At 49.2% G+C, this 12,376-nt stretch carries 4 protein-coding genes, 1 tRNA gene and 4 rRNA genes; 4 read left to right on the forward strand and 5 right to left on the reverse strand.

The window, feature by feature from the left end:
- Positions 1 to 145 precede the first annotated feature (145 nt).
- A 16S ribosomal RNA gene (locus ACZ5QV_RS06795) occupies positions 146 to 1,623 on the reverse strand.
- Positions 1,624 to 3,070: 1,447 nt separating this feature from the next.
- Between ACZ5QV_RS06795 and ACZ5QV_RS06800 the strand changes: the two genes are divergently transcribed.
- Entirely contained in the window at positions 3,071 to 3,328 is a 258-nt protein-coding gene (locus tag ACZ5QV_RS06800; RefSeq protein WP_464601804.1) for a hypothetical protein, read from the forward strand.
- Between the two features lie 19 nt (positions 3,329 to 3,347).
- Here ACZ5QV_RS06800 and rrf read toward each other — a convergent pair.
- The 4 genes from rrf to ACZ5QV_RS06820 all read right to left on the reverse strand — a co-directional run bounded on the left by rrf (position 3,348) and on the right by ACZ5QV_RS06820 (position 8,227).
- Positions 3,348 to 3,469 (reverse strand): 5S ribosomal RNA (rrf, locus tag ACZ5QV_RS06805).
- Positions 3,470 to 3,552: 83 nt separating this feature from the next.
- Positions 3,553 to 6,464 (reverse strand): 23S ribosomal RNA (locus tag ACZ5QV_RS06810).
- Between the two features lie 125 nt (positions 6,465 to 6,589).
- A tRNA-Ala gene (locus tag ACZ5QV_RS06815) sits at positions 6,590 to 6,661 on the reverse strand.
- 88 nt (positions 6,662 to 6,749) lie between these two features.
- Positions 6,750 to 8,227: ribosomal RNA gene (locus tag ACZ5QV_RS06820) — 16S ribosomal RNA — on the reverse strand.
- Together the 16S, 23S and 5S rRNA genes with 1 tRNA gene alongside form the textbook arrangement of a ribosomal RNA operon.
- A gap of 723 nt (positions 8,228 to 8,950) precedes the next feature.
- Here ACZ5QV_RS06820 and ACZ5QV_RS06825 point away from each other — a divergent pair.
- The 3 genes from ACZ5QV_RS06825 (at position 8,951) to ACZ5QV_RS06835 (ending at position 12,091) form a co-directional block, all read left to right on the forward strand.
- On the forward strand, positions 8,951 to 10,486 hold the full coding sequence (locus ACZ5QV_RS06825) for a 2-isopropylmalate synthase (protein ID WP_464601805.1): 1,536 nt from the start codon (positions 8,951 to 8,953) through the stop codon (positions 10,484 to 10,486).
- A gap of 125 nt (positions 10,487 to 10,611) precedes the next feature.
- The gene (locus ACZ5QV_RS06830) at positions 10,612 to 11,370 is read left to right on the forward strand and encodes a TatD family hydrolase (RefSeq protein ID WP_464601806.1); all 759 of its coding nucleotides are present in this window, start codon (positions 10,612 to 10,614) and stop codon (positions 11,368 to 11,370) included.
- A gap of 76 nt (positions 11,371 to 11,446) precedes the next feature.
- The gene (locus tag ACZ5QV_RS06835; RefSeq protein WP_464601807.1) at positions 11,447 to 12,091 is read left to right on the forward strand and encodes an MBL fold metallo-hydrolase; all 645 of its coding nucleotides are present in this window, start codon (positions 11,447 to 11,449) and stop codon (positions 12,089 to 12,091) included.
- Positions 12,092 to 12,376: the final 285 nt, after the last annotated feature.

Below are 12,376 nucleotides of genomic sequence, written 5' to 3' on the forward strand. Positions count from 1 at the left end.
GATTTCACACACCCCCGATAGTGGGAACTTCAGGGATAATCCATCCTTCCCCGACAAATTGCTTTGTCGGGTGCATTTTTGAGAAATGTAATGGGATATTGGATCTGTTGGTTTTACGGCTTCTGATCGGTGGCTTCTTTTGCTTAGGAGGTGATCCAGCCGCAGATTCCCCTACGGCTACCTTGTTACGACTTAACCCCCCTTGCGAAATTCAGGTTCGAACACGACACGATGTTCGTGCCCTCACCCATACCTCACTCGGGTGGTTTGACGGGCGGTGTGTGCAAGGAGCAGGGACGTATTCACCGCGCTATGTTGAAACGCGATTACTACGGATTCCAGCTTCATGAGGGCGAGTTACAGCCCTCAATCCGAACTAGGGACAGGTTTGTGAGATTGCCAACCCCTTTCGGGGAAGGGACCCATTGTCCTGACCATTGTAGCCCGCGTGTAGCCCGGGAGATTCGGGGCATACTGACCTACCGTAGCCCGCGCCTTCCTCTGATTTAACATCAGCGGTCCCCACAGGGTACCCATCATTCCGGAGAATATGCTGGTAACAGTGGGCACGGGTCTCGCTCGTTGCCTGACTTAACAGGATGCTTCACAGTACGAACTGGCGACGGCCATGCACCTCCTCTCAGCGATTCAGGTAAAGTCTTTAGCTTGACCTACATATTGCTGTCGCCCCCGGTGAGTTTTCCGGCGTTGAGTCCAATTAAACCGCAGGCTCCACCCGTTGTTGTGCTCCCCCGCCAATTCCTTTAAGTTTCAGCCTTGCGGCCGTACTTCCCAGGTGGCTCGCTTCACGGCTTCCCTGCGGCACCAAACACGGTCGCACCGTGCCTGACACCTAGCGAGCATCGTTTACGGCTGGGACTACCCGGGTATCTAATCCGGTTCGTGCCCCCAGCTTTCGTCCCTCACCGTCGAACCCGTTCTGGTAAGACGCCTTCGCCACAGGTGGTCTCACAGGGATTACAAGATTTCACTCCTACCCCTGTAGTACCTCTTACCTCTCCCGGTTCCAAGTCTAGCAGTATCCCCCGATAGCCTACCAGTTAAGCTGGCAGATTTCCCGGAGGACTGACTAAACCGGCTACGGACCCTTTAGACCCAATAATAACGATCACCACTCGGGCCGCCGGTGTTACCGCGGCGGCTGGCACCGGTCTTGCCCGGCCCTTGCTAACACGTGCAATTTAAGCACATGGACAGCCAACAATTGTTGCTGGCACTCGGTGTCCCCTTATCACGGTTGCCCGCATTGTAAAGTTTTCGCGCCTGCTGCGCCCCGTAGGGCCTGGATTCATGTCTCAGAATCCATCTCCGGGCTCTTGCTCTCACAACCCGTACCCGTCGTAGGCTAGCAGGTACATTACACCCGCTACTACCTGATAGGCCGCAGACCCATCCTTGGGCGGACGAATCCATTTCAACCATAAAGCATTCCAGCATATACGGTTTATCCGGAATTATCCCCAGTTTCCCGGGGTTATGCCGGTCCCAAGGGCAGGTTATCCACGTGTTACTGAGCAGTACGCCATGTTCACGAAGAACATATGACTCGCATGGCTTAGGCGAACACCGATAGCAGTGACCTCTGGCAGGATCAACCAGAATTTTGTATTGCACACTTAAAGGAAAATTGTTGATGCGGAAAAACAGTGTTTTATTCGAAAAACACTTTCTTGCACTAAGATGGCCTGATTCGACCAATCCAAATTGATAGATAGAATACCTACCGATCAGAATTAACCGAACCAACAGATCCAATGTCGGACAGAAAAAGCTCCTGTCCCCATCACATGATAAAATTGATGAGTAAATATTAGATCACACTTGATGTGTGAGGAATTCTATACATATCATTTCTGGTATATAAAGGTTTTCATTGAACAATTTTCCACATTATGAATCCGAGCAAAAGTTATTTTGCTGGCACACATGAGTCATTTGCCCACCCGATCACTTCGGATCAGGGAACCAATACATATTAGTATTGGTATATATAGGTTTTCATTGAACAATTTTCCACATTATGAATCCGAGCAAAAGTTATTTTGCTGGCACACATGAGTCATTTGCCCACCAGATCACTTCGGATCAGGGAACCAATACATATTAGTATTGGTATATATAGGTTTTCATTGAACAATTTTCCACATTATGAATCCGAGCAAAAGTTATTTTGCTGGCACACATGAGTCATTTGCCCACCCAATCACTTCGGATCAGGGAACCAATACATATTAGTATTGGTATATATAGGTTTTCATTGAACAATTTTCCACATTATGAATCCGAGCAAAAGTTATTTTGCTGGCACACATGAGTCATTTGCCCACCCGATCACTTCGGATCAGGGAACCAATACATATCAGTTTTAATATATAAAGATATTCATCAGAGGATTTTATCAGATTTAAAATCCAGGCAAAAGTTATCTTGCTGGCACAGGGAATTATTAGCTCACCTGATCGTTCCGGCCTTTTTTGATCTTCATTTCCAAAAACTGGGCAGAAAAATATAGAATTAGATTATTCCGGACTAGGGATTTCCACGAAGTGGAGAACGCACCCTGTTAGAGAAAGGAACGACGCCCTGGAAACAGAAAACGTAAAACAGAAAACGTAAAACAAAAAACACCTCCCCGTAAAGCAGAAGAAAAGAAACAAAAGACAGAGCTGGAAACTACTATCGAAAAAGAGAATTCCAGCCACGGTTTCCCGCGAAGCGGAGGACACGCCATTACCAAAAAAACTTAAAAGACAGCCAATCAGGAGAAGAAAAGAAACAAAAGACAGGCCATAGGTCAAATGGAAGAATGTCAAAACAACGTATTCCGGGTTCCAGGTTCTCGCGAAGCGGAAGGAAGCACTCCTCAGGAAAAACAGAACGGCCCCGAAAAGAAAAAACGAAACCGAAAAAAGGCCCGGAAAAAATATAGAAACAAATTATCCAGACCAGGGATTCCCACGAAGCGGAGGGCACGCCCCGCCAGTGAAACTTAAAGAGCAGCCAGTAGGGAAGAGAAAGAAATGAAACAAAAAACAGGCCACAGGTCAAATTGGAAGATATCAAATTAGATTATTCCAGACCAAGGATTCCCACGAAGCGGAGGGCGCCCCCCCGGAAAAGAAACGAAACAAAAAAAACAGGTGCTGAAAAGCAAAAGATACGAAAGAAATATGAAAAAACAACACAAAGAAGTATAGAAAAACAAAACAAAACAAAAATAGAAAAACAAAACAAAACAAAACAAAACAAAACAAAACAAAACAAAAAAACAAAAGCTCTTAAGAAAAAGTATCAGAGAAAAGTTTGAATGAATTATATTAAGGTGAGTATGGCAGCGATCCAAACTTCCCGAAGGCTCGCGCACTTCAGTACAATAGAGAACGTGGGCAGGCTTATCTTCTGTGTTCGGGATGGGTACAGGAGTACCCCTGCCGCTATGGCCGCCAGACTCAACTTGTAAAATGGATTGGATTTTACGAAAGATGAATCATGTATATTGGCACTGCATTTTGGATTTCGCCTGGACCTGGAAAAAGCAACGGAACGAATGTTTAGTAAACGCGGACTTAACACCTCGTTGCCTTGGTGCGCACATCCCGTTTCTATCAAACCGGTCTTTTACCGGGATTCTTAAAAAGGTCTCTTTTTAGGCGGGATTTCGAGCTTAGATGCATTCAGCTCTTATTCCGTGGCGCGTAGCTGCCCGGCGATGCCTTGTCAGACAACCGGTACACCAGAGGCGCCGTTGCTCTGTTCCTCTCGTACTAAAAGCAACTTACCCTCAGACCTTGAACACCTCTAGTAGATAGTAACCGACCTGTCTCACGACGGTCTAAACCCAGCTCACGATCTCCTTTAATAGGCGAACAACCTCACCCTTGGCTGCTGCTGCACAGCCAGGATGGAAAGAACCGACATCGAGGTAGCAAGCTGCCGGGTCGATATGTACTCTTGCCGGCAACGACACAATTATCCCCAGGGTAACTTTTCTGTCATTTTTGGCCCCCACCAAGGAGGCTCAAAAGTTCGCTAGAACCGACTTTCGTCTCGTCAACCACTGCTATGCTGATTAACGTCAGGCTGACTTATGCTCTTGCACTCTTCAGCGAGTTTCCGACCCGCTTGAGTCAACCATTGCGCGCCCTTGATATCTTTTCAAGGGCGTCCCGCCCCAGGCAAACTGCCCACCTATCGGGGTCCTCCTCGCGGAGTTAGGGTCGTAATTTCGGAAGGGTAGTGTCCCAATTGTGACTCCACGAATGCTGGCGCACCCGCTTCGACGTCTCCTACCTACACTGTACATCCAAAATCACAACACAACGACAGGCTGCAGTAAAGCTCCATGGGGTCTTCACTTCCCCCTAGAGGTCTCTAGACTTTGCACTAGAATGTAAGCTTCACCGGACTCCAGTTAGGGACAGTAGGGCTCTCATTGATCCATTCATGCAAGTCGCCAATTAAGCGACAAGGTACTACGCTACCTTAAGAGGGTCATAGTTACCCCCGCTGTTTACGGGCCCTTCTTCCCGTTGAACCGGGGTTTCAGGTACCCGCACTGAGCAGGATTCAGAGATTGTACTAGCCCTTACGGGTTTGCAATCTCCTATGTTGATATTAGACAGTTAGAGCCCCCTGGTCACTGCGACCTGCTGTTCTCACAGCAGGCACTCCTTCTCCCGAAGTTACGGAGCTAATTTGCCGAATTCCCTTAACTGAATTGATCCGACACGCCTTAGCCTTTTCAGCTAGGGGCACCTGTGTCAGTTCTCGGTACGGACATTTAACCGCCCTTTTCACGGGTTCCGGGGTGAAGCTGACTTTCGCCATAACACATTCGCCCGCTTCTCGCCATTACGGCTCTCCACGGGATTCGGTGCTTGGACGGCGCGACAACGCCGCTCAACCTGCCCCAAAACGTCAGGCACTTGGTGTTAAATGGTACAGGAATATTAACCTGTTTCCCTTTCGGCGTACTCGAATTACGATACGTCTTAGGACCGACTAACCCTCGGCTGACGAACATTGCCGAGGAAACCTGGCCCCTTCGGCGGTAAGGATTCTCACCTTACTTTGCTGCTACTATTACCAGGATTTTCGTTTGTGAACGGTCCACAGGACTTCACAGCCCTGCTTCTGCCCGAACACAACGCCTTCCTACGAGATTACCTTACGGTACTCCGTGGTATCGGTGGTCGACTTGAGCCCCGTCAATTTTCGGGGCCCCAAACCTCGACTGGTGAGCTGTTACGCACTCTTTAAAGGGTAGCTGCTTCTGAGCTAACCTTCCAGCTGTCTTGGGCTTGGGACGCCCTTTAGAGTTAACACTTAGTCGACACTTGGGGACCTTAACCACGGGCTGGGTTGTCTCCCTTACGGACTACAAGCTTACCCCAGCAGTCCGGACTCCGGTCTTCTTAGATGACGGTGGGTTCGGAGTTTGACAAGCGAGTGAGGGATTTCTCCCCCGGGATCGCCAATCAGTGCTCTACTCCACCGACGGTCTCCAACCAGGTCATGCTGCGACATGTTTCGGAAGGAACCAGCTGATGCCGGGCTAGATTAGCATTTCACTCCGAGACGCAGGTCACACGAATGATTTGCAGATCAATACCGCTTGCGGTCCTCCACGTAGCTTTCGCCACGCTTCAACCTGCCCACGCCTAGATCGCCCGGCTTCGGGTCGTATCCCGATGACTCCACGCACTTGTATACGCCGTGCCTCACCCCGAAGGGTTGCGCACATGTTGCTTTCGCTTCGGCTGCCCAATTAAAAGGTTAGCCATCGCCATCAAGATACACTCCCTGGCCCGTTCTTCAAAACGTAAGATATGACATCGGCAGTGATACTCGTACTGCAGCCTCACGGCTGTTTCCTTCGTATCAAAGATCCTTGCACGCCATATCGTTCTATCACCACCAGGTTTCAGGCACTTTGCACCTCCCTTCTCGGGGTACTTTTCAGCTTTCGGTCACCCTACTATTTCGCTATCGGTCTCAAGGAGTATTTAGTTTTGGAGGTTGGTGACCCCCAAATTCCCGCGCGATATCCAACGCACGGTACTCAGGGACTTGCTCCCATCCGTTAACATACATCTACGTGACTATCACACTCTACGGTCTGCCGTTTCAGGCAAGTTTGATTTCGTTGAAGGATTTTTGAGCAGCCCTATAACACCACATGTCCCCGAAGGGATTCGGTTTGAACTGTGCCGCTTTCACTCGCCGTTACTTACGGCATCTCAATTGATTTCTCTTCCTGCCCCTACTGAGATGTTTCAATTCGGGGCGTTCCCGATCATTACTGATCACTAGGAGAGGTCTCATTCGGAAATCTCGGGTTCAAAGGTTCCTTGCACCTAGCCCGAGCTTATCGCAGCTTGGCACGTCCTTCATCAGCTCTTGAGCCGAGCCATCCACCTGGAGGCATAATACCGGATACTTTAACCAGATCCAGTAAGCGTCCAAAATACAGCACCTATACATGATATCATATGCTCCTGAAGTGGGTACTTCAGAAACAATCCATCCTTCCCCGACAAATTGCTTTGTCGGGTGCACTAGTAATGAATGGACTTGCTGGGATTCGAACCCAGGGCCTCTGCCTTGCAAAGGCAGCGATCTCCCACTGATCTACAAGCCCGCGGAGACCGGGACGAAATCCCAGAATCCCGAGAAAAAAAATTGGATCTGTTGGTTTTACGGCTTCTGATCGGTGGCTTCTTTTGCTTAGGAGGTGATCCAGCCGCAGATTCCCCTACGGCTACCTTGTTACGACTTAACCCCCCTTGCGAAATTCAGGTTCGAACACGACACGATGTTCGTGCCCTCACCCATACCTCACTCGGGTGGTTTGACGGGCGGTGTGTGCAAGGAGCAGGGACGTATTCACCGCGCTATGTTGAAACGCGATTACTACGGATTCCAGCTTCATGAGGGCGAGTTACAGCCCTCAATCCGAACTAGGGACAGGTTTGTGAGATTGCCAACCCCTTTCGGGGAAGGGACCCATTGTCCTGACCATTGTAGCCCGCGTGTAGCCCGGGAGATTCGGGGCATACTGACCTACCGTAGCCCGCGCCTTCCTCTGATTTAACATCAGCGGTCCCCACAGGGTACCCATCATTCCGGAGAATATGCTGGTAACAGTGGGCACGGGTCTCGCTCGTTGCCTGACTTAACAGGATGCTTCACAGTACGAACTGGCGACGGCCATGCACCTCCTCTCAGCGATTCAGGTAAAGTCTTTAGCTTGACCTACATATTGCTGTCGCCCCCGGTGAGTTTTCCGGCGTTGAGTCCAATTAAACCGCAGGCTCCACCCGTTGTTGTGCTCCCCCGCCAATTCCTTTAAGTTTCAGCCTTGCGGCCGTACTCCCCAGGTGGCTCGCTTCACGGCTTCCCTGCGGCACCAAACACGGTCGCACCGTGCCTGACACCTAGCGAGCATCGTTTACGGCTGGGACTACCCGGGTATCTAATCCGGTTCGTGCCCCCAGCTTTCGTCCCTCACCGTCGAACCCGTTCTGGTAAGACGCCTTCGCCACAGGTGGTCTCACAGGGATTACAAGATTTCACTCCTACCCCTGTAGTACCTCTTACCTCTCCCGGTTCCAAGTCTAGCAGTATCCCCCGATAGCCTACCAGTTAAGCTGGCAGATTTCCCGGAGGACTGACTAAACCGGCTACGGACCCTTTAGACCCAATAATAACGATCACCACTCGGGCCGCCGGTGTTACCGCGGCGGCTGGCACCGGTCTTGCCCGGCCCTTGCTAACACGTGCAATTTAAGCACATGGACAGCCAACAATTGTTGCTGGCACTCGGTGTCCCCTTATCACGGTTGCCCGCATTGTAAAGTTTTCGCGCCTGCTGCGCCCCGTAGGGCCTGGATTCATGTCTCAGAATCCATCTCCGGGCTCTTGCTCTCACAACCCGTACCCGTCGTAGGCTAGCAGGTACATTACACCCGCTACTACCTGATAGGCCGCAGACCCATCCTTGGGCGGACGAATCCATTTCAACCATAAAGCATTCCAGCATATACGGTTTATCCGGAATTATCCCCAGTTTCCCGGGGTTATGCCGGTCCCAAGGGCAGGTTATCCACGTGTTACTGAGCAGTACGCCATGTTCACGAAGAACATATGACTCGCATGGCTTAGGCGAACACCGATAGCAGTGACCTCTGGCAGGATCAACCAGAATTTTGTATCGCACACTTAAAGGAAAATTGTTGATGCGGAAAAACAGTGTTTTATTCGAAAAACACTTTCTTGCACTAAGATGGCCTGATTCGACCAATCCAAATTGATAGATAGAATACCTACCGATCAGAATTAACCGAACCAACAGATCCAATGTCGGACAAAAAAAACTCCTGTCCCCATGAAATGATAATAGAGATTTTGTACCCACACACATTAGCTGCATGTGAGGGATTCCGTAAGAGAACCACATCATATATAAAGCTTTTCATTTATGAAAAGATATTGATGTGCACCTTGCTGGCATCCTCGTATGATAAGAATTCAAAAGAGATACTTCCGAACTCAATGACTTACATAGATTTGTACCCACACACATTAGCTGCATGTAAGGGATTTCATAAAAGAACCACATCATATATAAAGCTTCCCATTTACGAAAAGATTTCGATGTGTGCCTTGCTGGCATCCTCATATGATAAGAATTCAAAAGCGATACTTTCGAACTCCATGATTTGGATCGAATATTAATATATCATTTTTCAGATAGCTTCAGAGGATTGCCGATCCACAGTACTCCAAGAAGCAACCCTAAAATGACACACCTGACATATATAGTTATTGGTTATAAGCCCCTGAAACATTTAAGAAAAATTTGTTTAATAGATGAGACATGCTGTTTTATATAGCAAGAATGAACATCCTTGTAGTGGTTATATGTCTATTGAAACAGAAAGAAGGGATCGATTTTTACATCGATTCTCTGAAAAATAAGAAGATTAGCGTTTTTGACACGACACTCCGTGACGGAGAACAAACCCCGGGCGTATCGCTCACTTCTGAGCAGAAGCTGGATATTGCTTACCAGCTGGACAAACTTGGGGTGGATATAATGGAAGCCGGATTCCCCATATCTTCCGAAGGAGATAAAGAATCCGTAAAATCGATATCAAATGCCGGGCTGGACTCGGTTGTCTGCGGGCTTTCCCGTGTACTGAAAAAAGATATCGACGCCTGTTTTGAAAGTGATGTTGGACTGGTGCATACCTTCGTCCCGACCTCGGACGTACAGCGGATCCACACTATAAGAAAAAGCCGGGAAGAAGTAATCGAACTGGCTGTGGATGCCGTCGAGTACATCAAAGATCACGGACTCAAATGTATGTTTTCCGCAATGGATGCCACGAGGACCGAGCCATCTTATCTCATAGAAGTCTTCAAAGCCGTTCAGGAAGCCGGATGTGATATCATCAACGTGCCTGACACAGTGGGAGTAATGGCTCCCTCAGGGATGTACAGGATGGTAAAAGACATTGCAGCCGAGATCACGATTCCCATCGACGTGCACTGTCACAATGACTTCGGGCTTGCGGTCGCAAACAGCCTTATGGCTGTGGAAGCCGGCGCATCCCAGGTCCAGGTGACAATAAACGGAATTGGAGAACGGGCCGGAAACGCCGACCTCTCCCAGACCGTTATGGGACTTACGGCAATCTACGGAGCAGAGTCAAACATCCGGACCGAATACCTGGTCGAGACCTCAAAACTTGTTGAAAACTACAGCGGAATCAGGCTCCCGCCAAACACCCCGGTTGTGGGCCAGAACGCCTTTTCCCACGAGTCCGGGATTCACAGCCAAGGAGTCCTGGAAAAGTCCGACACCTTTGAGCCGGGTATCATGACTCCGGAAATGGTCGGACACAAACGGCGCATCGTCCTTGGAAAGCACACAGGTAAACATGCAGTCAAGCAGTCTCTCGACTCTGCAGGAATAAAAACCTCGGACCCTCAGCTCGAAGAAATCGTTTGCAAGATCAAAGACATCGCAAACAGAGGCAAACAGATCACCGACGCCGACCTCTATGCGGTTGCCTCGGCAGTCCTCGGGAAAGCCAGTTCCGAAGAAGAACTGATCAAACTCAAAGAGGTTTCCGTAATGACCGGAAACCGAGTAACCCCTACCGCCGTGGTCAAAGCAATAATAGAAGGACGGGAAGTGGTTGCCGCAAACACGGGTGTGGGCCCTGTGGACGCGGCCCTCAAAGCCGTGCGTGATATCCTGGGCGAACAAAACCACTTCAAACTTCAGGAGTTCAGGATCGATGCCATCACGGGTGGGTCCAATGCCCTTGCTGACGTATACATAGGCCTTGAAAACGAGAATGGTAGAATTATAACAGCCAGATCTGCAAACCCTGACATTGTCATGGCCTCCGTGGAAGCCCTGGTAAACGCCATGAACCTGCTTTATAAGAAATGAGGCAGCCGAAAAGCAAAAGCTGAAAGGCAAAAGCTGAAGAACAGTCAACTACCCCTGAGCTAAATACTCTAAAAACTCAGGGGTTTTCGCTGTATTCTTATAAAATGCGAGGGAATACAGCACCCATGCCTTACCCAATCATTGATTCTCACTGTCATCTAGATTTTCCTAAATTCAACAGCGATAGAGACGAAGTCATCGAGCGGGCCCGCAAAGCCGGGGTCGTCGGCATGATAAACTCCGGGATCTCGATAAAAGGCAACCTTATGAGCCTGGAACTTGCAGAAAAACACGAAGACATCCACGCATGCCTCGGCCTGAGCCCGGACCTCGGGAGGACGGGAAGCGAGGAAGAAATCAACGCCGTGCTAGCCCAGATCGAAGCAAACGCGGACAGGGCTGTGGGAATAGGGGAAGCGGGCCTTGATTATAAGGACTGCAAAACCGGGGAAGAAAAGACCAGGCAAGAAGCATCTTTCAAAAAAGTAATCGAGCTTGCAAATGAGTTTAAAAAGCCCCTGGTCGTGCACGCAAGGCAGGCCGAGCCCGAAGTGCTGGCCCTTGTCCGAGGCCTCGATACGGTTGTATACCACTGCTACAGCGGAGCGGTTGAGACCATGAAAGAAATAGTGGACGCAGGCTACTACATTTCCCTGGCAACCCTTGTCTGTTTTTCAAAACACCACCAAAAACTCGCGGCTGAAGTGCCCCTAGAAAACCTGCTTCTTGAAACCGATAGCCCGTACCTGTCCCCACGCAGGGGAAGAAACGAACCGGCTTATGTTGCGGACTCAATCCCGGTTATTGCAGAAATAAAGGAAACTGACCCGGCAGACATTGCAAATGCGGCCACAAAGAATACACGCAGGGTTTTTAAAATTTAATGCTTTTTTAAACCTGACGAATTTTAAAAATCAATTAAAAACCTGAAAGTTAAAACCTGAAAATGGAGAAAAAACCGTGGAAGTCCAGTACATATGCCCCACAGCTTACGATTCCAGCGTATATCTTGTAAACAGGAAGATCCTGATAGACGCAGGCATGAACGGAAACCTGGTCCTCAGGGAACTGGAAAAATACATCAAAATAAGCGACCTTGAACTCATCATCCTTACCCACTGTCACCACGACCATGCTGCCGGAGCCGCTGAAATCGTGGAAAAAAGCGGAGCCAGAGTGGGTATCCATAAAGCTGACTTCGAAGCCGTAAACGATGACCGCTTAAGCGTGGCATTTCTTTTCGGGGAAAGGGCTCCCACCGTAAAGCCCAACATTAGCTATGAGGAAGGAGACAGAATCCCTATTGGAAACGGAGAAGTCCTGGAGGTCATCCACACCCCGGGCCACTCCAGAGGCAGTATCTGCCTTTACGAACCCGTTTCAAAGAGCCTTTTTTCCGGAGACACCGTTTTTGCCGGAGGGGGAACCGGAAGAACGGACTTTGACGGCTGCGAACCCGAAAAGATGCTCGGATCCGTGGAAAAGCTCACGAAACTTGACGTGAAAAAACTCTACCCCGGACACGGAGGCCCCACGGACAGCGACGGGAACGACCAGGTCATGGCCTCCTACCGGATGTTAAAAGCAATGAGCGGTATTTTTTGAAAAGTAGACGAGAAGGAAAAAAGCAGAAAGAAAAGAGAGAAAGAAGAAAGCAACAGAGAAAGAGAAAAACGGAAAGAGAGAACACAAGCATGACCGAACCAGCGAGAAAGCCAGAAAAAAAACCAGAGAAAAAATTTCACAGGAAACCCGAAACCCCTGCTTCAGGTAAAGTAAGAGAAACAGGGAAAACACCGGAGACAAGAAGATCAGAAAACAAGCAAAAAAGAGAAAGCTCCGGAAGAAAAAATAAAACCGGCAAAAAAGGGAAGGGAAAACAGGGAAAAC

Source organism: Methanosarcina baltica (genome assembly GCF_055394095.1).

What these genes read in the sequence shown, in the direction of transcription:
- ACZ5QV_RS06830 (WP_464601806.1), top strand. Translation starts at nt 10,612, where the DNA reads ATGCCTTACCCAATCATTGATTCTCACTGTCATCTAGATTTTCCTAAA.